General features: G+C 55.8%; 23 protein-coding genes and 1 pseudogene. 2 read left to right on the plus strand and 22 right to left on the minus strand.

Annotated elements, in window-relative coordinates:
• Nucleotides 1–46 precede the first annotated feature (46 nt).
• From ACESWY_RS02235 to ACESWY_RS02315, 17 genes are all read right to left on the minus strand, one after another.
• Nucleotides 47–670, minus strand: a complete 624-nt coding sequence (locus ACESWY_RS02235) for a cytidylate kinase-like family protein (RefSeq protein ID WP_148331746.1) — start codon at nt 668–670, stop codon at nt 47–49.
• 48 nt (nt 671–718) lie between these two features.
• Complete coding sequence (locus tag ACESWY_RS02240) at nt 719–1,357, minus strand: amino acid ABC transporter permease (protein ID WP_373092711.1); 639 nt, start codon at nt 1,355–1,357, stop codon at nt 719–721.
• Nucleotides 1,358–1,360: 3 nt separating this feature from the next.
• Nucleotides 1,361–2,107: an amino acid ABC transporter permease gene (locus ACESWY_RS02245; protein ID WP_035136546.1), complete on the minus strand. Its 747-nt coding sequence runs from the start codon at nt 2,105–2,107 to the stop codon at nt 1,361–1,363.
• Nucleotides 2,108–2,132: 25 nt separating this feature from the next.
• The gene (locus ACESWY_RS02250; protein WP_373092709.1) at nt 2,133–3,008 is read right to left on the minus strand and encodes a transporter substrate-binding domain-containing protein; all 876 of its coding nucleotides are present in this window, start codon (nt 3,006–3,008) and stop codon (nt 2,133–2,135) included.
• Nucleotides 3,009–3,016: 8 nt separating this feature from the next.
• Nucleotides 3,017–3,748, minus strand: coding sequence for an amino acid ABC transporter ATP-binding protein (locus ACESWY_RS02255; RefSeq protein WP_022094215.1), 732 nt, complete (start codon nt 3,746–3,748; stop codon nt 3,017–3,019).
• A gap of 246 nt (nt 3,749–3,994) precedes the next feature.
• Nucleotides 3,995–4,438, minus strand: a complete 444-nt coding sequence (locus tag ACESWY_RS02260) for a GatB/YqeY domain-containing protein (RefSeq protein WP_006235801.1) — start codon at nt 4,436–4,438, stop codon at nt 3,995–3,997.
• Between the two features lie 54 nt (nt 4,439–4,492).
• On the minus strand, nt 4,493–5,716 hold the full coding sequence (locus ACESWY_RS02265) for a peptidylprolyl isomerase (protein WP_271746726.1): 1,224 nt from the start codon (nt 5,714–5,716) through the stop codon (nt 4,493–4,495).
• Between the two features lie 132 nt (nt 5,717–5,848).
• Nucleotides 5,849–6,313 (minus strand): PTS sugar transporter subunit IIA, encoded by a 465-nt coding sequence (locus ACESWY_RS02270; protein WP_373092705.1) that lies wholly within the window; start codon nt 6,311–6,313, stop codon nt 5,849–5,851.
• A gap of 65 nt (nt 6,314–6,378) precedes the next feature.
• The gene (locus ACESWY_RS02275) at nt 6,379–6,846 is read right to left on the minus strand and encodes a PIN domain-containing protein (protein WP_373092703.1); all 468 of its coding nucleotides are present in this window, start codon (nt 6,844–6,846) and stop codon (nt 6,379–6,381) included.
• Nucleotides 6,843–7,187: a type II toxin-antitoxin system RelB/DinJ family antitoxin gene (locus tag ACESWY_RS02280; RefSeq protein WP_373092701.1), complete on the minus strand. Its 345-nt coding sequence runs from the start codon at nt 7,185–7,187 to the stop codon at nt 6,843–6,845. Before ACESWY_RS02280 ends, ACESWY_RS02275 begins: the two co-directional genes overlap by 4 nt.
• A gap of 285 nt (nt 7,188–7,472) precedes the next feature.
• Nucleotides 7,473–7,664: a hypothetical protein gene (locus tag ACESWY_RS02285; RefSeq protein WP_373092699.1), complete on the minus strand. Its 192-nt coding sequence runs from the start codon at nt 7,662–7,664 to the stop codon at nt 7,473–7,475.
• A 41-nt stretch (nt 7,665–7,705) separates the two neighbouring features.
• The gene (locus tag ACESWY_RS02290) at nt 7,706–9,361 is read right to left on the minus strand and encodes a hypothetical protein (RefSeq protein ID WP_373092697.1); all 1,656 of its coding nucleotides are present in this window, start codon (nt 9,359–9,361) and stop codon (nt 7,706–7,708) included.
• A gap of 72 nt (nt 9,362–9,433) precedes the next feature.
• On the minus strand, nt 9,434–10,240 hold the full coding sequence (locus tag ACESWY_RS02295; protein ID WP_373092695.1) for a hypothetical protein: 807 nt from the start codon (nt 10,238–10,240) through the stop codon (nt 9,434–9,436).
• Nucleotides 10,241–10,294: 54 nt separating this feature from the next.
• Complete coding sequence (locus ACESWY_RS02300; protein ID WP_373092693.1) at nt 10,295–10,996, minus strand: hypothetical protein; 702 nt, start codon at nt 10,994–10,996, stop codon at nt 10,295–10,297.
• A gap of 12 nt (nt 10,997–11,008) precedes the next feature.
• The gene (locus tag ACESWY_RS02305) at nt 11,009–12,385 is read right to left on the minus strand and encodes an SPFH domain-containing protein (RefSeq protein ID WP_373092691.1); all 1,377 of its coding nucleotides are present in this window, start codon (nt 12,383–12,385) and stop codon (nt 11,009–11,011) included.
• Nucleotides 12,386–12,768: 383 nt separating this feature from the next.
• Nucleotides 12,769–14,262, minus strand: coding sequence for a zinc ribbon domain-containing protein (locus ACESWY_RS02310; RefSeq protein ID WP_373092689.1), 1,494 nt, complete (start codon nt 14,260–14,262; stop codon nt 12,769–12,771).
• Between the two features lie 149 nt (nt 14,263–14,411).
• Complete coding sequence (locus ACESWY_RS02315) at nt 14,412–15,029, minus strand: zinc ribbon domain-containing protein (protein WP_373092687.1); 618 nt, start codon at nt 15,027–15,029, stop codon at nt 14,412–14,414.
• Nucleotides 15,030–15,168: 139 nt separating this feature from the next.
• Here ACESWY_RS02315 and ACESWY_RS02320 point away from each other — a divergent pair, with 139 nt between their 5' ends.
• Both ACESWY_RS02320 and ACESWY_RS02325 read left to right on the plus strand, forming a co-directional pair.
• Entirely contained in the window at nt 15,169–16,527 is a 1,359-nt protein-coding gene (locus ACESWY_RS02320; RefSeq protein WP_373092686.1) for a hypothetical protein, read from the plus strand.
• Nucleotides 16,528–16,629: 102 nt separating this feature from the next.
• Nucleotides 16,630–18,012, plus strand: a complete 1,383-nt coding sequence (locus ACESWY_RS02325; protein WP_373092684.1) for an ATP-binding protein — start codon at nt 16,630–16,632, stop codon at nt 18,010–18,012.
• Nucleotides 18,013–18,053: 41 nt separating this feature from the next.
• Here the strand turns inward: ACESWY_RS02325 and ACESWY_RS02330 are convergent, their stop codons facing one another.
• The 5 genes and pseudogenes from ACESWY_RS02330 to purM all read right to left on the minus strand — a co-directional run bounded on the left by ACESWY_RS02330 (nt 18,054) and on the right by purM (nt 23,135).
• Nucleotides 18,054–19,673: a hypothetical protein gene (locus ACESWY_RS02330; protein WP_373092682.1), complete on the minus strand. Its 1,620-nt coding sequence runs from the start codon at nt 19,671–19,673 to the stop codon at nt 18,054–18,056.
• A gap of 1 nt (nt 19,674) precedes the next feature.
• Nucleotides 19,675–20,622: a polysaccharide deacetylase family protein gene (locus ACESWY_RS02335; protein ID WP_373092785.1), complete on the minus strand. Its 948-nt coding sequence runs from the start codon at nt 20,620–20,622 to the stop codon at nt 19,675–19,677.
• A gap of 204 nt (nt 20,623–20,826) precedes the next feature.
• Nucleotides 20,827–20,892: pseudogene (locus ACESWY_RS02340) on the minus strand (zinc-ribbon domain-containing protein); the annotation flags it as partial.
• Between the two features lie 451 nt (nt 20,893–21,343).
• On the minus strand, nt 21,344–22,042 hold the full coding sequence (gene purN, locus ACESWY_RS02345) for a phosphoribosylglycinamide formyltransferase (RefSeq protein ID WP_373092680.1): 699 nt from the start codon (nt 22,040–22,042) through the stop codon (nt 21,344–21,346).
• Nucleotides 22,032–23,135, minus strand: a complete 1,104-nt coding sequence (gene purM, locus ACESWY_RS02350; RefSeq protein ID WP_117655823.1) for a phosphoribosylformylglycinamidine cyclo-ligase — start codon at nt 23,133–23,135, stop codon at nt 22,032–22,034. Before purM ends, purN begins: the two co-directional genes overlap by 11 nt.
• Nucleotides 23,136–23,179: the final 44 nt, after the last annotated feature.

Here is a 23,179-nt window from a genome sequence, read left to right on the forward strand (position 1 = left end):
CTACCACCACAAAGGTGCCTGTCCCCTTTGTGGTGGTTTTGGTCGACTAGCCTTCGAGTTGGGCCACCTTGTAGCGGTAGGCTGCGGCGATGACGTCCTTGCAGCCTTCGCGGCCCAGCTTGGCGCGGTTGACGACGATGTCCTTGCCGCTCGTCATCTTCCACTTACCGGCACTGTAGCGCTTATAGAACGCCTCACGCGCCTTCTGCTGCTGTTTAACCAGCTTAGCGCCCTTCTTCTTGTTAAGGCCACGCTTCTTGCGCACGATCTCGACGCGGTCCTCAAAGGGAGCGGTCACCAACACGGCAATGTGGTTGGGGTTGTTACGCAACAGGTAATCGGACAGACGACCTTCGATAATGCAGCTCTCGGTCTCGCCCAGATCCAAAATCACCTGGCTCATCTTTTGGAACAACTTGTCCGAGTACGAACGCGCATCGTAGCGGTCGGGCAGAAACGCCATGTTCTCCACGGCCAGACGCTCGTCGTAGGCGGCCATCTTGTCGAGCGACTCGCCCGCGCGCAGCGAAGCACGCACCAGCAGCTCGTTATCGTACAGCGGAATCCCCAGCTCATCGGCGAGGATACGACCAATCTCGTGGCCCTCGGCGCCAAAGTCGCGCGCGATGGTAATGACCACAGGACTCTTCTTATTCTCCAGATCGCTCATCGCGATTCCTTTCTCTATGTGACAAAGGGACTGTCCCTTTGCCACATTCTACGCTGCCACCATTCGCCTCTGATATGCGCGGACCAGCAGCGAGATACCAAAGTTGAGTACAAAGTACATCGCAAACACCAGGCCGTAGAGCATAAGCACCTGCGACAGATCGATCGCGTGGGCCATCACGACGTTGGCCGTGTACATGAGCTCGGCCACGTTAATGCCCGAAAGATACGAGCTGTCCTTGATGACAGTCGTGCACTGGCTAAACAGCGCCGGAATGATCGTCTTAAACGTCTGCGGCAGAATGATGTAGCGCATGGTGGCAAAGAAGCCAAAGCCCTGGCTCTGCGCTGCCTCAAACTGGCCGCGCGGAATCGAGTTGAGGCCGCCGCGCACAATCTCGGCCATAACGGCGCTGGTAAACAGCGTAAAGGCGATGGTCGAAATCACAATGTCCAAACCCTGCACCGTAAAGTAGATAAAAAGGATCCACAGCAGGTTTGGCGTGCAACGGAACAGCTCGATATAGGCGCTCACCAAAATACGGACCGGGCGGGGCGCATAGCTTTTAACGAGCGCCAGCACCGTGCCGAAGATGAGCGAGAAAAAGATCGACAGCGCCGAGATCTCGATCGTCTTAACAAAGCCGCCCCAAATGTAGAGCAGGTTGGTCGCGTTGAAGATTTCCATGCGCTAGGCCTCCTCTACGTTGTCGAGCCCCAGCTCGGCCAGGCTCACACCGCGCGGACGCTCCTTTGAGCGGCGCTCGAGCCACTGCACCAGCATGGCGAGCGGAAAGCAGATGATGAAGTACATAAGGCAGCAGACGATATATCCCTGCAGGTAGCCGTACAGACTCACAAAGTTGTCGGAACGGTACATAAGGTCGCCGCCGGCCACGAGCGCCAGCACCGACGTGTTCTTGACCAGGTTGAGCGCCTGGTTACACAGCGGCGGCAAAATGATCTTGAACGTCTGGGGCAGCACGATGTACCAGTACGCCTGCGCACGGGTGAAGCCCTGGCTCTGGGCCGCCTCCATCTGACCGCGCGGAACCGCCTCGATACCAGTGCGGATGACCTCCGAAATGTAGGCCGCATGATACAGGCCCACGCCCAAGAAGCCCAGCACGAACGGCGCGATGCGCACCGGCTGGTCGGCACCGGTTATGGCCTGCAAAAACTGCGGTCCGGCCATGTACATAAAGAGCACCTGCACGGGCAACGGGGTGTTCTGGTAAAACTCCACGTACACGCGGCTTATGGCACGCAGCACACGCGAACGGGTGGTAGAGAACACACCCAGCAGCGTGCCCAGTACCAGGGACAGCAACAGGCCGGCAACGACCACCTGCAGCGTCACGCCAAAGCCCTCCCAGAAGGGCCCCATGTTTTGAAATGTCGTCGACCAGCGGTCGGCGTCAAACAATCCTTCGAGCATTTGATTCCTTCCTTGGACGATGCGCCTATACAAGACCCCAGGTCTTGACCTCTTGATCGAGCCAGCCATCGGCCAGGCGATCGCAAATCACCTGATCGACCACGGCCGAAAGGTCGCAGCCCTTCTTGGTCGCCACGCCGTAGCCCTGCTCGCCAAACTTGACCTCGGGCTGCAGCAGCTCAACGGTCTCGTTCATGTAGCCGGCCAGCGTGGAGCGGTCCATGGCAAAGACGTCGATATTGCCGGCGTCGAGTGAACTCTTGATGATGGGGTAGCCGCTAAAGGCCCTAAACTCGGGCTTGCAGCTAAAGCCGTTGTCCTTGATCATCTGCTCAATCAGGCCCTGCGTGGTAGCACCCTGGCTCACGCCGATGACCTTGCCGTCCAGATCCTCAATCGAGGTGAAGCCCGAACGCTTCTTGACCATGAGTCCCACGTAGTCGGTGCGGTACGGCGTCGAGAAATCCCAGCTCTTCTTGCGCTCGTCGGTGATGGTGTAGGTCGCCGCGACCACGTCGAGTTGGCCGTTATCGATCAGCGGGCCGCGCGTCTTGGGCGTTACGTCGGTAAACTCGACAAGCTCCTGGGCGCGGGCCTCCTTGTAGCTCACGCCAAAGACGGCAGCGGCGATCTGGTAGCACAAATCGACTTCCATGCCCTCAAAGCGGCCCTTGGCAGTGTCGTAATAGCCGTAGCCGGGAACGTCCTTCTTAACGCCGGCATTCAGATGGCCACGCGACTTAATGGCCGCAAGCTTGGACCCCTTGTCAGAGCCCTCGCCGCTGGTGGAGTTGCCGCAACCGGTAAGCGCGGTCCCCGTCAGCGCAAGCATGCCGGCGCCCGCCAGCTGCAAAAAGCGGCGGCGCGACACGGCCGCCCTCGTCATATCCGTCATGTCCATCACCGCACCTAGTGCAGAATCTTGGACAGGAACTCGCGGCAGCGCGGGTTCTCGGGGTTATCGAAGAAGTGCTCGGGCGTGCCCTCCTCCAGGATGCGGCCGTCCTCCATAAAGATGACGCGGTCGGCCACCTGGCGCGCAAAGCCCATCTCGTGCGTCACGCAGATCATGGTGATGTCCTCCTGCGCGAGCTCAATCATAACGTCCAAGACTTCCTGGACCATCTCGGGGTCGAGCGCCGAGGTCGGCTCGTCAAACAGGATGATGGGCTGCTTGGTGCACAGGGCACGGGCGATGGCGATGCGCTGCTGCTGACCGCCCGAGAGATTCTGCGGATACTCGCCGGCCTTATGCGCCATGCCGACGCGCTTGAGCGCGGCAATGGCGATCTCGGTCGCCTCCTCCTTGCTCTTCTTTTGCAGCTTGATGGGCGCGAGCGTCAGGTTGCCCAGCACCGTCATGTTGGGATACAGGTTGAACTGCTGAAACACCATGGAACTATACTTGCGAGCCATCTCCAGGTGATTCTTTTTTGTGAGCGGCGTACCGTCGATGACGACCTCGCCCGAAGTGGGCTCCTCCAGATAATCGACACAACGGATGAGCGTCGACTTACCCGAACCGGAAGGCCCGATCATTACGAGCTTCTCGCCGCGCTTGACGGTGAGATTGATATCTTTGAGCACATGCAGGTCGCCAAAGTACTTGTTGAGATGCTTGATCTCGATCATGTCTGCCATGAATGTCCCCTTCCTGCGCTTACACGAATTGCACTATTGTACGGAAAGAACCACGTTTCCGCAGCCCACACTACATTCCCGTAAAGAACCCGCAACCTTCCACCCACTCATTGGGGACAGGTTTAAATGAGTACCCGCTCATTGGGCACTCATTTAAGCCTGTCCCCAATGAGCACCGCCCAGCAAAAAAGGGGCGCGACCGCAATGGTCACGCCCCCTCAGCCTCAACTGTGTACCGCTCGGCCCTTACGCAAGCTTTGCTCCGACGATCTTTGCTGCGGCCGGCTTATCGAAGTTGCCGCCGGTGGCCTTGCCCAGGGCACCCATAACCTGGCCCATCTGCTTCTTGGACGTGGCACCCAGCTCGGCGATAACCTGCTCGATCAGGGCCTCGAGCTCCTCACCCGAAACCTGCGCGGGCAGCAGGCTCTCCAGAATCTTGACCTGCTCGGTCAGGTTGTCGGTACGCTCCTGGTCGGTGCCGGCCTTGATGGACATCTCCAGCGTCTCGCTCGTCTGCTTAATCAGACGCTTGATCATGCTGTTGACGTCTTCCTCGGTCACATCGCGACGCTCGTTGACCTCGATGTTCTTCACCTCGGCCTTAACCTGGCGAATGATAGACAGGCGAACCTTGTCCTTGGCCTTCATGGCCGCGATCATTTCCTTCTGCAGCTCTTCGTTGGTCATCTGCAAATCCTCCTCAATAGTGCGGGCGGCACTCACACGAGCGCCGCCCCATGATTACTCAGTCGTCGACGAATTGTCGGTCGAACTCTTGGTGACGCCCTTCAGGCTGACGTTGTACGGCACGTCCTTGGGCATGGGGTTAACGGTGATGTCGGCGTCCTTCTTGTACTGCTCCAGCCACTCGCTGTACGCGGTGCTTGCCGCCTGCGTCTTCACCACGTTGGAGACGTACTTCTTGATGTCCTTGGGCACCTGCTTAATGTCATCGACCTGATTATCGACATGGAAGTAGTCGGTGCACTTGATGATGTGGTAACCATAGGTCGACTCGACGACGTCGCTCACATCGCCCTTGTTGAGCCCCTCGAGCGCCGCCTGGTAGCTGTCGACGAAGGTGGTGAGCTTGTCCCAGCCCACATCGCCCTTCTTGTCCTTGGAGCCGGTATCGTCGGAGTACTGCTCCACGGCGTCCTCAAAGCTCAGCTCGCCGGAGTTGATCTTGTCCAGGCACTCCTGCGCCTTGGCCTTGGCGGCAGCTTTGTCCTCGTCGGAAGCGTCAGAATCGACCTTGATCAGGATATTCGACGAACGACGGGCATCGTTGTAGTTGGACAGGTTCTCATTGATGTAATCGACAATCTCGCTGTCCTTGGGCTTGCTGGTGGGTGCCACGGCATCCTTGAGCTTCTGCTGCGCCAGGCTCTCCTTGAGCGAATCCTTGTAGGTGTCCTCGGTGTAGCCGTAGGTCTTAAGCGTCTTCTTAAAGGTCTTGGCGCCGCCCGCGCTCTTGCACGCGTCCTTCCAAGCCTTCTCGACCTCCTTGTCCGACACCGTCACGCCGTTTTCCTTCTGCGCCTGCTGAAGCAGAATCTGCTGCGCGTAGGAGTCAATGAGCTGCTTGCGGTACTTCTTGGGCGTGAGGTCATTGTCAACCAGGTACTGTGCCCAGTCCTTGTCCTTGGTGTAGCCGTAGGACGTGCGCATGCTCATAATCTGCTTGGTCACGGTGTCCTCGGTGAGGTTGGTGCCGTTGATAGTGGCAGCCACGCCACCAGTAAGCTTATAGCCCGAGCTGGCACTTTCGGTCTGCGACATCAGGCCGGAGCACGCCATGGCCGAGACGGAGAGCAGCATCGCCAGCACGCCGATAACCACCAGGACAATCTTGACGGTCTTGGACACATAGGTCTTGCGCTGCTTCTTGCGAGAGCTGGAGGCGGCGCGGGACCGTTGCTCGGACGTCGGCGCGACCTCGGGGTTCTTTTTCTTGTTTGCCATGTTTGGCCTTTCGCATCACGAATCGAACAAACGCCATTGTGTCACAACGCAGCCCCCGCGACACACCTGGTGCATGGGGGACAGGTTAATCTGCACCATTTTGGTGCAAAGGGGACAGGTCTAACTGCCACCTTAGAAGTGGCGGCGGATGGCGTCGACCATGCCCTGGGGCGTGGTCTGGCCGAGAACATCGGCTGCGGCGTCGGCGTCCATAAAGATATTCATGAGCGCCTGCAGGGCCTCGACCTGACCGCCCGGCTCGGAAATACCCAGGTTGACGATGATCTGCGCCGGCACCGGAGCGCCCATGCCCGCCATCGCGTTAAACGTCACAGGCGCGGCAGGCTTTACCACGGCAATATAGGGCTTAGCCACAAACCCCGGGTCGGTATGCGGGATAGCGATGTTAGCCGCCGGCATGGCAAGCCCCGTGGGATAAGCGCCCTCGCGTGTGCGGACGGCGTCGAGCCAACCGGGCGCAATGTAGCCGCGCGGGGCGAGCTCGTCCTCGAGCTGCGCAAACACCTCATCCGGCGCCGCGCACTCCCAATCAAAAAACACCAGCTCAGGCGTAAACAGCGCTTCGTTATCCGCCATTCCGTCCTCCAAAATTGCATGAGAGCCATAATGCTCAATATGATAGCGAAACGAAACGGGCAAGATCAGTTGAGAATTCCAATCAGCTCGAGAGCACGGGCAGGCGTCAGGCACACCTCAGGCATTGCCTCCAGCATGCGTCGGTCACTCGTGACCATATAGTCAACATCCGCCGTCTCGCCCGAGGCGATGATGAGGTTGTCTTCAAGATCCGGCATACGCTTGCCAAGCATTCGTGCCATCTCGCACTCCGCCAACGAAAGCGGAGAAGCCGTTGCCACCTGCATCATATGCTCGATACAGGCCCATGATGCCGGAGCAAACGACACGTTGACTCCGTTCGCGTTCCGCCGAGCTAGACGCCGAGGCAAAATGTAGAACACATCCTTTGCCGTCGTTGGCGCGTACAGAAGGTCAATCTTTCCCGCCTCGGCAAGCTCCACCAGGTGCTTCGCTTCGTCGAATGCCCCCTCTTGCAGGTAATAATCAAGCCACACATTCGTATCCACAAGCAGGCGCTTTGCCTCGATCATCGGCAATTCGCCTCCATGTCGGCAATCATCGCGTCATACATATCATCGCATACGGCATCCCAGTCTTCCGCAGACGATTCAGCTGGCGCAAAATCCGAAGCGCTTAGCCCCAACGAGGAAAAAGCTAGCCCACACCCCTGCTCGGCAAGGCTCTTCGCGCGGGGCAGCTCACGCTTATCCGCCAGCATAAATCCCGGCAACGCTTGATGCTCGACAAGATAGGCCCAAAGCGCGCGAATGGCATCACTCGGCCCCAATCCATTGCGAGTCAGGACCGCATCGCCACCAGCCTTGAGCATAGGATCGATTCGTGTGTTGAGCTGCACCATTGCCGTACCCATAGCGGCTCCTTCCTACGTGCTAGCAGTATAGCAAACCTTTTAGGCCACACAAAAGGGCCCCGCCCGAGCACGGACGAGGCCCTGTCAGATTGGTAGTGTCGAGAAATGTTGGTGTAGCGCCCGATCCGAAGCAAGTCGGCTTGGCTTCCAAGAACCTAGAATACGGTTGATGCCCTATGCCGCCGACCAGCATATGAAAGACAGCGGGCCAAAAGCCCCATGGCTTCTAGCCCGCAGAAACATCGATGTTTCCAAATGATCGCAGCTTGTGTTTCAAGCGCTTTTCTACGCTACCGGCGGATGCAAATCCCAATCGGGAAAGCAGTTTGCAAAGCCTGAGAGATTTTGAGTCAAAACATTGTTCTCAGCTTGCTTCAGTCGCTCGTCCTCTTCAAACAGACTATCGAGCTCGCTCAATGCATCGAAGTCCTGCATCGCAGCATCGTTATGGTCGAAATCAGTCACATCATCAGTCATCTATTTCACTCCATTCATGGTTATCGAGTCAATCCTATCGGCTAGGCAACCTTATCGAGCTTAAGCAGGTCGCTGCGCTCGGCCGCCGCTTCCTTCGCGCTCTTCCACTGATTAAGCGCCAGATCGATCTCGGAACAGCCTTCCTGGATGCGTTTGGAGTATTTGGCCTCAATCTCTTCTGCCTCCGCAGTGCGCTGCTTGCCCGAGAGGCTCGTCTTTACTAGACAATAGCCAGCCCCCGCAAGTAGCAGAATGCCAATAACCTGGTTTACAAACGCAAAGAAAGCTACTCCCAAAACAGCGAGGACAACGGCCGCTATCTTGTAGCTCTTGTTGCCCTTCGCAACCCTGACATCAAGCTCAGCGAGCTCCTTTTTCTTCTCTTCACCGACATAGCGAACATAATCGCCGCGCAGCGCATTGCCCTCATCGCCGGTAACCGCCCTGCTTGTCCATCCGTCGAAGTCAAGGGTGATCGCCTGCGGAAATTCGGGGATATCGCTCTTGCGATACCGGTTGAAACCACCGTTGATATAGGAACCCAAAAACTGAATTGCAGTCTTCTTCTTATGCACATCCACAGACGCACTCTGGTCGCGCATCGAGCGTGTCATCTGGTCGATGATGTTCATCGTCTGCTGACGCTTCTCATCGCGGCGACGATTGACGAGCTCTCGGGCGCGCTCCACGTCTCCGCCAAATGCCTTGACCGCAAGAAGATACTCCTCCTGGCGGCGCAAATTTCGCTCCTTGGAGTCATCGGAGTTAACGAGCTCCATCAAATGCCTGTCAACCTGCTCGGCAAGCGTCCTCTCGTCAACATCAGAAGCTCTGAGGTCGGCGAAGTCATTGGAGATGCTCTCGATTGCCTCGACTTTACCGAGATACTTATTGATGTAGTCAAACTCCTTGACCACCACCTTGAGCGCCGGATACCTCGAGCTCATATCCTCCTCGTAGCCGGTAAAGTACTCCGCCCATGACTCTGACTGCTCATTCTCGAACTCAGGGCTCTGATTTCTGATCTGCTCGATCCAACCCGCCATATAGTCGTCGCACAGGTGCTTTTCGTCGGTTCCGAAGATGCCGTTGATATAGGCATCGATGTAGACCATCGCATCGGCATCGATGCGGGCGGCGTTTTGCGTCGAGAAGTAGCGCGCTAGCCATTCGTAGCACGTAGCCGTGCGGTTATTACGTCTGCAGATCAGAGCCATCGCAAGCGACGTGTGCTCGTTGTCACGTTTGACAGCCTCGCGTATTGCGCGCTCTGCAAGATCTCGGTTGTTGTTGATCCATGCCGCAAGGGCAACCAGGACAGGTGCCAGCCAGTAGTCCGGGGTAGAGATCATTAACTCCTCGGAGACCGTCGAAATCGTCGCCTTGCGCACGAGCGCTGCATCGGTTGCCTGGAGAATACCGACCATGGTGTTTCGAACCACCGAGTAGTTGCCGAACTTCTTGTCCATCTCCTGCCGGACGCTCACGAGCTCCGTAGTCGCCTGCTCAAGTGCGGCGGTACGACGCTGCTCGAGCATCATCTCGAGAAAGTCCTTTCGGAGCTTTTTAAGGTCCTTCCGCACTTCCTCCATTTGGGATTCGACCTTATCGACCTTCGTGGTCATCTGGTCAACTTTAGTTCCAATAGCGGCGATCCTGCGCTCGATAAGGGCAGTATCTAATCCCGAATCACTCATCTGTACCACCTTTCAGTTTGTACCGTTTAGATCATCCAATAGCTTTAAGCGAGCAAGCGCCCGCCATCTGCTTTATTGAGAGGCCATGCTTCGGTATTGCTCGGACACCTGCTGATAGGCCACAAGAAACTTCTGCTTGTATTGGCTTGCCTTCATCGAATTGACGATGCGCCCGACTGGCTCCACATAGTGTTCGAAAAAGTACGAAGTCCTTCTTCGTAACGCAAACGAACCAGTTTTATAGGGGGACCCGGGGTTCTCTCTAATGCCCTTGAGTAGTGCGAGACACGTTTTGGGTATATTGCAGTTGGCGGCAATATCTTGATAGAAACTCTCCCGCTCTGCAGTCATAAAGTCTTCCGAAGCATACCGTGCTATGCAGAACGGGCACACAGCATCGATAAAGTTCTCAAGTCGAGACCGATCCTCCATGCTCTGCATATTGGCGACCACGAGCGATACCATCTGAATCTCAAAGTCACGCATGTTGTAGAGCGTCGACTCAAACAAGTCGATCAAGTCACGCACTTCGTCATATTCGAGAGGGATATCTTCGGCCCTTTTAAAGAAAACCGTCATCGAACCCGAAAGACCTTCGCAAAACTCATCGCAGTACGCAACCATAAACTGTGCCGCCGCGTTGTCTTGCATCATATTGAGCACGTCTGCGGCAAATTTGCGGGCCTCCGGGAAGTTGCCGCCCTTAAAAAACTTGATGGCATTGTCCTTGGCAAACGCGATTTTGCCTGTGGCCCCCAGACGCGCCCGCGAATAGTACATCTCGCGACCGCACTGGTTGCAATGAACCTTTCGAGTTGCGGGGTCAAATTCGACATCGGTGCTGCCGCAGCCCTCGCAAGTTATTCCGTTGATTTCCAATAGCTTCCCCCACTTCAACCATCAAAGTGCCCTGGCAAAAAGCAGCACGAGCCCTTATTTGACAGCGGTCAGCGCCGCATTGCGCTTTTTCCAGATATTGCGCGCATCATGGACAAGGCCAACCGTAACATCTGCCGGCTCATCGGCACTCATGGAATTCGAGACCGCCTCAAGCGCGGCGGAGAACTGTCGCTCGATCTCTTGAACATGGGGCTGCGACATGTTGGAACTAAAGGAGATGTCATCCTTGAGCGCTTTGAGTTCGGCTTTAACCTGAGCGTCCTCCGCTACGGCAAGAAGCTGCCCCACACACAATCCGAACTGCGCCGTTTGAACCGTCTTTGCGGCGACGGCGGCAACCTTTTGGTCTGCCCGGCGGGCATAGGAGCCAAGACCCATCTGCACAAGGACAAGCACAACGAGAAGAGCAACGTTTGCGACAACCGGGATCATGCTGCCGCCCCACCCATACGCCACAAACGCAAAGTACGTATTGGCAAGAAGGGCAACAACAAAATAGGCGCAGCTGAATGCAATCGGCAAATAATGGATTTCGGTCGTGCTTTTGACCGTGGACTGCTTATCGGACATGGTAGCCGAAATCGAAGCCACCGCAAAAGCCAAAACCCCAAAGCCAAGCGACATAGCAAAGACGATAGGGTTCATCAGCGCGTTATGGCAGACAAACATAATTACAAGCCACGCCACCAAGACGATTGCCTCGCCTAAAATGACACGTTTAACAGAACCGTTCATCTTTGTTTCTCCTTATTGGATCTTAGTTCCACAATTGGGGCAGAATTTGGTCCCTTCGGGCAACTCGGCTCCGCAGCTCGGGCACCTTGGCGAGGTCAACCGGTTCCCGCACTCAAGGCAGAACTTGGCACCGACCGGGTTAAGATGCCCACACGCCAAACACGCAACACCCTGCTCGAACTTTTGTCCGCATTCCAGGCAGAACTTAGCACCCATCGGATTAACGTTTCCGCAACTGGGACATACGGGACCGTTTTGCATACCTGCGGACGCGGAAGCCGTTCCAACCATGGGAGCAACAGCGCCCATGGTCTGGTTGGCCAAGTTGGAGAAGCCGGCTCCAAATGCACCGCCCATGCCAACGCCCATGCCGAGTCCCATACCGGCTCCCATGAGGCCCGATGCGGCACTCCCCTCATTGCCCGCAGCACTCTCCATTACGTCCATGCCGCGCTCCTGCTGATAGTTGTAGCCTTCGCGCGCACGCTTCCTGGCAAGTGCCTCGGACTCGATGTCCATCTGGGCAGCGTTACCCTGTGCCTCGAGAATGCTCCGCTTACGCTGGATCTTCATCTCGTTGATGGCGGCAAGGTCCTCTTCGAAGGGCTTGATGCTGTTGAACGAGAAGTTATCGAGTGTGAGACCAAACTCATCGAAATAGTTAACGAGCTTGCCCTGCATCTGAGACGAGAAGTCGCTCAGATGCGTCGCAATTTTAAGAACGGAAACCTCCTGGTCAACAATCGCCTTGGCAAGCAGGTCAGGAACATACTCAAGGATTTTTGCCCGCATAAAGGAAGTAAGTTCTTCTCGCGTATAGCGATCTCGCGTGCCCACGACCTTAACGAGGAACTTCCTCACCTGAATGGGAACCAGGCTCGAGTCATTCTGCTCGATATGTGCGCCAAACAAACCGAAGGCGCGAACATGAACGTTGACGTCTTCCTCAGGGTCTTGGACGATGATGGGCTCGGTCGTGCCCCAGCGCAGCTCGTTCATGTAGTTAGTATTGATAAAGTACACAACGGAATGGAACGCCGAGCTACCGCCGGTAAGCGAATGGGCGGCATTGCGAAACGGGGCGAATCGGCTGTCTCCCGTGTCGAGCTTGATCTTGCACGGACCGACAAACACGCTTACCTGAGAATCGCCGGCACCCGTAGCGTCAGTAGAACTGCCCGCCCCCATATTGTTGGTAAAAACGGCAATCTGCGATTGCGCAACCTGAAGATAGGACCCGTTGGGAAAATCCTCGTAGGGATAGCGGAATGAGACAAGCGAGGCATCTTCGTCGTTGCCAGGCTCCCATTTGATATTGTCGACAGAAAAGGCACCGAGAATTCCGCTGTGCTTTTCTTCCTTTTCGTTATCGCTATGGAACAGTGACATGCTGATTCCTTTCGTTAATCCCAAACCACGCGTTCCGCGTGTTTAATAAATTGCGAACTGCCGAGTCGACAGGCGCATCGAAAGCCTGTGCGCCTCAATCTGTCCCCAACTTAGCTTGGCTAATTATAGCCCTCAAGTCATCTCATTTAGCCACCCCCGATGAGCGGTAATAATGTCGCACCTTTGGTCAACTGACGAAGAACCGGGAGGGTTCGAACCCCAGATACCCTTTTGGGGCATACCCGCTTAGCGGGCGAGTGCCTTCGGCCTCTCGGTCAGCTCTTCGTAACGGCCGTTTTAGCCGTAACTAAACTCGTCGGATGGAACAAGGGGAAAGGTATAAGAGCTGCGCGCGCTGTAATGCCAAAACGGCTCGGTTAAAGTTACCGGCTCTCGTGATAGGCCATAATCGACCGACATGGGTACCCTTCAGAGCCGCATTCCGCAGACGCTACGACCTTTCCGTCTTTATAAAACTCGACGTACCAAACGTACGTTGCCGCCCCCTCCCAATAGTTTGGCTTATCAGCGACCTTGAACGTAATAGAGGCGTCATCTGGCACAATCAACTCGCGCTTGGCGTTTGCAATGAACGCATCCATGTCGGCGATCACGCCATCGCCGCGCGCAGCGGCCTCCCCATCGTCGCTGCTATCGGATGCCGCTTCAGATGGTGCTTGAGATGCGCCAGATCGATCGTCCGCAGTGCCAGAACCGTCCTTCAAAGAGCTCTCCGAAGGCTCCGCCCCTTTGAATGCCTTCCACATATCGCTGCTTGCGGATGGCATTTCAATGTCGGCCTCCGGATACTTCCCGGCGAGCTCGTCAAGAATTTTGCACGCTTCCTCACGCCCCTGGACCATCGACTCCTGCGGTTTGCCAGCATCCTCAACGGTCCTCACCAAGTAGACGCCATTCTGCCTATCGAATTCCTTATTTTGAATTTGCGCCGCGTCTACGACCTCAGGACCCTTTGCAGTAAGCGAAATATAGAAATCTGCCTGGCTACAATCCTGACTACAAGTAAATTTAACGATGCCGTCCTTACAGACAGTAATGACTTGGCTCTCACCCTGAGCAATAAAACCGTCATACTGATTTGTCATATTGCTGGAGCCTTCAACCATCTCTGACGAAGGCATAACCGAAACGGCCGCTCCATCAACAAAGCAGTAGGCACCCACAATCGCCGAAATATCGTTCTGCGCATCGACAGACCCAACAAGCAGCTCGTCAATTCCGTCGCCATTCAAATCATCGAAAGCATAGTAGTAGCTTAAAAAGCCGGGGGCAGTCTGGTTGTTATAAACGAATATCTGCCCCAGTCCAGAATCATCACCGCGTCCCTGGGCCCAGTCGTCGTAGCTGGCAGCACCAGCCCCCTTCCGCTCGCAATAGCTCGCAAAGTCCTCGTAACGCGCAACCACGCCCTCGTAAGCCCTGCGTGCTTTCTTGTTTGTTGCCGCGACCTTCTTTTTAGACGACTTCTTCTCGACTGCAGCCGGCTGCTCCTGCTGCTGCGTTTGAGGCAGCACAAAGGCTTCGTAAGCTTTGACCAGGGCGTAAGCGACACCAGCGGTAAAGATGATTGCTGCAAGAATGGTGACAAACGTAGGCACAGCAAAACGGCCGATCTGCCGACGCTGCATCATAAAGGCCGCAAAGGACATATGATCAGAGGGCGCCGGAGAAGCGCTCTCTATGCGAGATGCAGCAGGATCGCTTGTCGCTTTTCTATCAGCAGACGCCTTTGGTGTACCTGAAGGAAGCGGCTGCTGAGCATTCGCCGGCGCATCATCCACATCCAACGGTTTTCCGCATGCGGAACAGAATCGCGCCCCGTCTTTGATCTTTGCCCCGCAGCTTGCGCAGTACATAAATCCCCCTAGAACTTCAGCATATCGAAACGATAGCCCGCAGCCTGCAAACAGAAAAGGCCCAGGAACAATTTGCTCGATTGTAAACCTTTTCCTTCACCTTTCAAATTCGCCTGACCCCACGCGGAAGGCATGCGACGGGCTACTTGCTAGGCGCGAGCCATGTGCAGCTTGATTGCCTTGAAGATGATGTTGGCAACCGAGACGATAGGCCAAAGTGCCACCATCGTCATCGGTGCTAATTCGGGAACAACCGGAACCGCTCCGTGAATCACGCTGCCCAACCAGTAAAAAAGCATCAGAACCACGACAGGAAGACCCACGAGAACCACAAGCTCGATTAGCATAATCGTGATACCGATAATGCCGCCACCATAGACAAAGGGAAGCCTTACACCGCTGCGGTACAGCGAGATAATCACCTTCCAGGGACCAATCAGAAGCAGCGCCAGCGGAATCATATAGTCGAGCCCCAGCGAGCCACCTCCCAGCACGTAATTGAAAAAGAGCACATAGAGCAACGAAATCACCGACGCTCGCGCAAGGGACCCGATGGACTCGCGAAGTGAATCTTGCAGGCAAGAAGCGTCCTCTGCATCCTCCGCCGCTTGAAACTGAGCCTCGACAGACTGGCTCTCAATTGGCCGGGCCTCGACGTAAATCGCATCTCCCGCTGTGCTGGCCGCAGCCGCGACCGTAGGCGTTCCGCACACGCCGCAGAACTTGGCGCCGTCGTTAATCTCTGCTCCACACTGTTTGCAATGCATAATCGGGTCCTTTCTCGTTACCCCTTTTCTTGACGATCACAAGATACGGTTTGTCGTTTATCCGATATAGAGATTTTGACCGGGTAATTTTCCTAAACGTGCTACGCTATTAAATCTGCAGCTAAAGACAGGGGTAACAATGTTTGAGTTCTCCCAAATACGCACCGTTGAAGGTTCGATTCCGTTTAAGAAAGTCAACCTCATAGAGAACGAACCCAATAGGCCCGTTGGCGAGGCCCAGCTTGTCTTTGAACTCTACATGCCCACCGAGCTGGCCGGCAGCAAAAGCAACGAAGGACCCGCACACAGCGAGCGCCATGCCGATCTGATCAGGCTGGCATCATGCATCGAACCCACCGCCGTTAAAGAGCAGCCCTTCCGCGCAAGCCTCTTTAGCGTACTTGATTACGCCGAACAGACCGGGCCGCTTTTTGGCAAACACGCAATAGAATCCGTACGCGATTGGGCCAATGCCGCGATGGCAGCACTTATTGCCATGCGCATCCAGGAATACCTCAACGGGAGCTGCACCATCGCAAAGGTCTCTGCATTGGAAAGAATCGAGAAATCAGTGGTGACCTGCGCGGCAAACGGGTCATCCTTCAAGATCTACACCACTATCCTGAGGGCGGGCGGAGATTATACCGACTCATTCAAAAGCCTGCCTATCGTGCGCAAAATCGAATCCGATGCGGGATATTTCTACGCCTTTATGTTTATGATCGACGAGGAAGAATCCCTCGTTGCACTCAACGTGCTCTCTTTTGAACACGAGCTCACCGCCAATGACTTCAGTGTTTTGCAGGCGATGTTCTACATGGACGAAGACTCCAGCTTGGAGATTTCAGCGCGACTCAAGGTTAACAATAGCGAGGAGAGCTTCTATGTAATCGACCCTCAAGCAGATATCCAGGAGCGCCGCGAAGAACTTGACAACGATGACCGCGATGCACTCACCGCTTTGGTACAGGCGCTCGTGATCTCGCATCTCTCGGGCGCGCACGTGGATGTGTTCCAGGGCAACGAGTCCACAGGGTTCCTCTCCTTTGACAGCTATCTCTCATGGCTCTGGTTTGATTTTTCGCGTAAGCTGAGCACCGTCAAAATTGGCTATTGCGAGCAGTGCGGACGCGCCTACTCACTTGCCGGGCATCGTGGCGTCAAACGGCACTATTGCAGCGATCGATGCAAGACCGATGCCAAAAACGAGCGCACGCGCAAGGAGACGGCAAAGATACGCGAGTTGTTTGGAACGGGCGCCGGCGTACGCGACATCGCCAACGAAATAGAACGTCCCGCGGCCTACGTGCGCTCGCAGCTCAACAAATGGACCAAGCTCAAGCACGATCTGGATGAAGACATTGAGTCAAACGGCTTTGACAGCTCCGAGCTACTCAAACGCTGCACCGCCGAGAAGCTCGACCTCAACAACCTCCTCAACGCCAAGCGCAAAAAGCAGGTTCAGGACTATGCCAGACTCAAGCGCCACGTTAAGTAGAAACGCTGTCATTTCTTTGCCATCCGATTGACGGGTGAAAAGTTGCTCATATAAGTGTTAGTAATATATATGTTAGTAATACGTATATGAGCGAGGCACATCATGTTTGTTGGACGTCGGGAAGAGCTTGAATCCCTGGAAACCGCCTATCAAAAGGGTTCCTTTCAGTTTGCCGTAGTCTATGGAAGGCGTCGCGTGGGTAAAACCAGCCTGCTTCGCGTCTTTACACAGGGCAAACCCCATGTGATCTTCTTTACCGGGCAGCAAACCGTTGCAAGCGAAAACCTCGCGCTGCTCAGCCGCGAGATACTTGGCAATAGCGCCGCAAGAGCAGCGTTCCCCTCTATCCAGGTTGCACTCGAATCCGTCTTCGAACACGCCAAGACAGAGCGAATCGTTCTGATTATTGACGAGTATCCCTACCTCGCCGAGAGCGACCCGGGCGTCTCGTCGTGCCTGCAAACACTTATCGATCGACATAAAGACACGAGCAAGCTGTTCCTCGTACTCTGCGGATCGTCCATGAGCTTTATGGAACACCAGGTACTAGGACACCAAAGCCCTCTTTATGGGCGCCGCACCATGCAGCTGCGCATTGACCCCTTCACCATCTTTGACGTGGCGCGCATGCTTCCCGATGCACCCATCGAACGGGTCATCGAGCTGTATTCCGTTGTTGGCGGGATGCCGCTCTATCTATCGCAGCTCGATGGCACGCGTTCCACTCAATGGAACCTTGAACATGCGCTATTGCGTCAAGATGCGTTTTTGTATGCCGAACCCCAGAACTATCTGCTGCAAGAGGTCCGCAGCCCAGCTATCTACAATGCCGTCATAACCGCCATTGCCAACGGCTATGTACGCTCCAAAGAGATTGCCGATGTTACCCACCTCGCAACGCCACAGGTCGCGCGACTGCTCGACGCATTGATCGAGCTGCGAATCGTTGAGCGCGTCACGCCTGTTGTAAATGCAACAAAACGTCAAGTAATCTATCGGATCTGCGACAACTTGTTTAGGTTTTGGTATCGGTTTGTTCCACAGTACGCGGGAACAATTGAGGAGGGGCTCGGAGCCGCTGTGGCCGCGCGTATCGCCAAGCATGATTTGTCCACCTTTGTGGGTCCCTCATTTGAAGAAGTGTGCCGCCAGTGGTTGATGCGGCAGGTTGTTGAGAGCGAGCTGGATGTGCTGCCCAAGGCAATCGGCTCTTGGTGGGGCACGAACCCGAACACGCGCCGGCAAGAAGAGATTGACGTTGTGCTTGAGGACGCCGATGGGGAGCTCATCGTTGGCGAGTGCAAATGGAGAAACGAGCCTGTAGATACTGACGTTCTTGAAACACTCGAGCGGCGCGGGGCGCTACTGGGCCGGTCGATCAAACAGTACTACTTGTTTAGCAAGAGTGGATTTACCAAAGCGTGTCAAAATAGAGCGGCTCAAACAGGCAGCGTGAGGCTTGTTGGGCTCGAGCGACTACTATAAGAAAGGGGCTTGGAAACAGTTTTCCAAGCCCCTTTCAGTTTTTATTCGATTCCCACCTTTTTGAGCGTATCTTTGGTGACTTCCGCAACTTGATTGGGATCGACGTGGGATTCCCCCGAAATAGAGTCGAAACCTGAGGTCGAGAAATCAAGGAAGTAGTATGTCCGGTAATTGTGCCCATAGCCAAATTGCTGATATAGGGCATTATAGTCCGTCTCGGAAATTTCCTTGCCCTCCGACGCATAATAGCCTTCGTAGCCATTGCCCTCGCTCGGCGCAACTCCCCAGGACTCGTAGTTGCCTACAAGCGAAAAAACATCGCCTTTCTTGCCATATACCGAAGTATTGTCCCCGGCCAAAGCCTGCCTGCCAGCAAGCAATGCCGTAATCGCATTGCTCATCTCATATGTTCTTTGACTTACGAGGATGCTGCCGCCATCCGCTTTAATCAGTGGAAGAAACATCGTTCCTCCGTTGCTGTTATCAAGCCAATTTTGACTGTAAAGTCTCTTGACGCCACCATCAACTGCCGACCAAACCTCTACGGTGTAGGACTTCTGAAGTCCCTCTGTATCTCCATTCCAAGCACTCTTTAATTCGTCATCGCTCATACCGTTCAAAACGGTCAAGAACTCAGGCTGGCCATCCTGATCAAAATCAACGAGGTCGACAAGACAAAGCCCTCGCATCGCATAGACAGAATCAGTCACCTCAACAATTTGTGGCTCTCCATAGCACGCGAGGTATTCCTGGCACTTTTGCTTGTAAGCGGCATACGCAGCGGTATTGTCCGCAGCGGTGCCTCCATCCTTCTTGTCGCCTTCGTCTGTCTTTGTATCGGCCTCGTTGGCCTTAGGCACCTCGAGGGAAACCTCTTTTTCGGCATCAGCGGATTTAGAGTTATCGACGACTTTGACAGGAATGCTCCACTCGACTTTTGACTTGGAGTCCTTAACGGTAAGGGTGTATTTTCCCGGTTTGACATTGGGAAACTGGCTTACCGTGAAGCCCTCGTCACCCTTAACCTCAGCGTTGGTGCTGTAGCCGTTATCGCCGTTCAGGGTCACCGAGTACTTCTTGAGCTTCTCGCCCTTTGCGTCGGTCGGGGTGATCTTGGATTCTTGGACCACCACGATGGCCTTGTCCTGGCCGTAATGGGCAACGTCGCCGCCGGACTTGCCAAAGAACAGCAGGTAGCTAAAGATGGCAACGACCGCCAGACCAACGACGATACCAACGATATAGAGCGCCTTGGGCTCCTTTTTCCGTGCGGATGCATTCACCGCAGGAACAGGGGCTGGCGCCGCGACGGGCTTGGCGACCGGATTGCTCGGTTTTGGCCGGTCGGCGCGCACGGCAGGAATCGAAGGCGTTGCACCGGACGACACGTCGTCTTTGGGCTGGTCGTCTTCTTCGTCCGCTACGGGCTCGCTCTCCACGGGCGACTTTTCCTCCCCCGCCTCGGCACCGGCGGAAGGCTCCTTCTCCGTTTCGTCACTAGCGAAAATCTCTTCCGCAGCCTCATTGATAACGGAAGGCTCTTCTGCCACTTCGTTGCTGGCAGAGTTCAGCACCGCCTTTGCATCTTCGAGTGCATAGCCACACTCGGTGCAGTATCGTAAATCGCCATCAAGCTCAAATCCACAGTTGGGACAGAACATGTTAGTCCTCCTTATCGACTTTCACCGTTGTACCGTCCTTGACCTCATCAGGGGTTACTTCGGACCCAACTTGAGACTCATCATCCCAGGACGCAACCAAAATCTCGCAATTGCCGTCCGCAAAAGTACCGAGCTCATAGTCTTCGGTGCGATACACCAGCCCCTTGGATGTCACATACAAGCATGTTGAACCCTTGATTGAATAGTCTGAAGAATTGCTCCGCATGAGCATAGAGTTGTAGTCAGACGGATACTCTCTGCCTATTTCCGTAAGATACGGCCAAACTGCCGAACTCATAGAACTGGCAAGATCCTCGGTATCAATGCCAAACATGTCCTGAGGACTAACAGTATCACCCGTATGCAAATCAAAAATAACACCAGTCACAACCGTGTCGCCATGCGGGCCCCATCCCGTCGAATAGCGCTCGTCACGGATACAAAAATAGTTCTCATCCATGTACGTAACCGTCACGTTTCTCGATATGCAGGGAAATTCGCCGTCGGGGTACAACCCAGCATTTGATTGCTCATTATCTGATGCTCGATTCGTTCGCTCCGCATCAATTTGAAGTGGCTCGAGAATCGCCTTGTTAATTTTGTCTGTGATGTCGTCTTTGGCGGAGCTCTTAAGTTGCGGATAGGACCATTCCATGTCAGTCCGCTCGCCCCGATTTAACATAGGGTCGACCGGAGCAGACACCGTCAATGATTTTGCCTCCAACGTATAGACAACTTCTTCGGCCGCTCTCTCGTCCTTCTTGGGCCTTTCGGTCGTTTGCTCCTGCTGCACGGATTGCTGCTGGAGATTGGGCTCGATGACGTTCTTGTAGAGCATGAAAGCAGCGTAAGCGATGCCTGCCGCGGCGATAAATGCGGCGATCATGATAGCGAACTGCGGCACTAGGCGGTTACCGACCTGACAGCGTTGCATAAAGAAGTTGTACATCTGGGAGTGACCGCTACTCGCAGTCTTCGAGACCGGTTCGAGACTCGGTTCTGCTGTGGACCCGGCATTCGCGGATCCTATCGCAGAGTCCGTTTCGGTATCTGTGGGTTCCAATATGACTTCAGCGGACGATGATTCTCGCTCCGACGGCTCGGCCTTGGGCCCCTCCTCGGCCGCAGTCTTGCCCGAGAGCCCGCCCAAGGGCAGGCCGCATTCGGTACAGAATCGCGCATCGTCGCTTATTTTGCTACCGCATTTGGGGCAAAACATGGGCCTTCTTCTCCGATTCCCTTTAGTTTCGCTGAGTCGTAAGTCACTCACGCGCTGTACGCTACGTAGTTTAACTATTTCTTAAGCAAGCCAATAGGCCGCTTGAACAGACGCATACCCGCTCAAGTGACCCTATACCGGCTAGTTATCCTAGCTCACGGCATGAGTGTTAGTGTAAGAATTTTCGCTGAACAGGGCCGCACCTCGAAGTCCGAACCGATGCTCAACTTGAAGCCATCTTTATTTATCGAGATGGAGATATCGCCGCTGATATCCATATCATGCGCGCAGCCAACCGCCCTCATTTTTCGAGACCACCCGTCACGTTATCAGGAGCCCGAAATCAAAGAGATAGTAAAAGCCGATTGGGTCACACGTGATTCCATATGCCCCAATCGGCTATTCTGATTGTTTACGCCTCAACGAAACCTAGGCGACCCTTTTACACGAACTAACGCGCCGCATCAATTGCGACCTTGCCGCTCTCCAGCACGTGGACGCGGCCGTCGGCGAGCATTTGCACGACCTCGGGATACAGCACGTGCTCAATCGCGTGGATGTGCTCCTCGAGCGTGTCGACATCCCAACCTTCCTCGACAGCCAGCGCGCGCTGGGCGATGATGGGGCCGTTGTCGTAGATCTCGTTGGCAAAGTGCACGGTCACACCGGTTACCTTGACGCCGCGCGCAAAGGCATCGTCGATCGCATGCGCGCCGGTAAAGCTCGGCAGCAGTGCCGGATGCAAGTTGACCACGCGGTTGGGAAACGCCGCCAGCAGCGGCGTGTGCACCATGCGCATGTAACCGGCCATGACCACATATTCGCAGCCGCGCTCGAGCAGCTCGTGCGCGATGATCTCGTCGGCGGCGATGGGGTCGGCATAGACATCCTTGGACAGCGTGAGCGTCTGGATGCCCGCGCGCTCAGCGCGCTGCAAACCCTTAGCCGAAGGACGGCTCGACACCACAAGCTCAATCGAAGCGTTGAGCTTGCCGGCGGCGATCAGGTCGATCAGCGCCTGCAGGTTGGTACCCGAACCGCTGATGAGCACACCGATCTTGAGCGGCTCGGCCGTATCGGTGCCGGTCGGACGGGTGTAGGGCACAAAGCCCAGGCTCGCGGCAGCAGCCATCTGCTCGTTAGCGCTCATCGGAGTACACGACCTTACCGGAGCCCTCGACGCACTCGCCCACGCGGAACGGCTTCTCTCCCAGCGCGACCAGGGCCTCGGTCACGGCAGCCTCGTCCTCGGGGGCGACGATCAGGCACAGGCCAACGCCCATGTTGAAGGTCTTGCATGCCTCGTTGGGCGCGAGCTCGGCCTGGCGCGACACGTAGGTGATGACGGGCGGAACGTCCCAACCCATCTCGGCGCCGTTGCGGGTGACCACGGCGTCGACGTCGTCGGCGAGCGCGCGGTTGAGGTTCTCGGTAATACCGCCGCCAGTGATATGGGCGATGGCGTGCACCGGAGCGCCACCGCGCAGCAGCTCCAGAATCGGCTTGACATAGATGCGCGTGGGGGCCAACAGGGCGTCTGCCAGCGATGCGCCGCCGAGTTCCTCGAGCGGACGGCTCAGCTCCTCGGCCTTAGCGGCGGCCTCGGGCGTGCCCGGCTTAATACCGTCGACGCCAATGACCTTACGCACGAGCGAGTAGCCGTTGGAGTGCACGCCGGTGGAAGGCAGGCCCAGGATCACGTCGCCGGGACGGACATTCGCGGGGTCGAGCATCTTGGGACGGTCGACGACGCCCACGGTAAATCCGGCAAGGTCGTAGTCGGCAGGAGCCATGACGCCGGGGTGCTCGGCCATCTCGCCGCCCACGAGCGCGCAGCCCGCGAGCTTGCAGCCGTCGGCCACACCCTTGATGATCTTTGCCATGTGCTCGGCCTCGATGTGGCCGATGGCAACGTAGTCCAGGAAGAACAGCGGCTCGGCACCCGAAGCCAGAATGTCGTTGACGCACATAGCAACCAGGTCCTGGCCCACCGTCTCGTGACGGTCCATGATCTGGGCGAGCACGAGCTTGGTGCCCACGCCGTCGGTACCGCTAATCAGAATCGGGTCTTCCATATCCTTAAGCGCGGCAGCCGAGAACAGGCCACCAAAGCCACCGATGCCGCCGATGACCTCGGGACGGTTGGTGTCCTTAACCATCTGCTTAATAGCGTCAACGGCGCGGCCGCCCTCGGCGGTATCGACGCCGGCATCCTCATACGTCACATGCTTGCTGTCGCTCATCTGAGCCTTCCTCTCCCACTACCGTGGCGCCGCCCGGGCGCCAA

Origin of the sequence: Collinsella aerofaciens ATCC 25986 (genome assembly GCF_964237925.1) — a bacterium.
In the GTDB taxonomy this organism is placed as follows: domain Bacteria; phylum Actinomycetota; class Coriobacteriia; order Coriobacteriales; family Coriobacteriaceae; genus Collinsella; species Collinsella aerofaciens_BJ.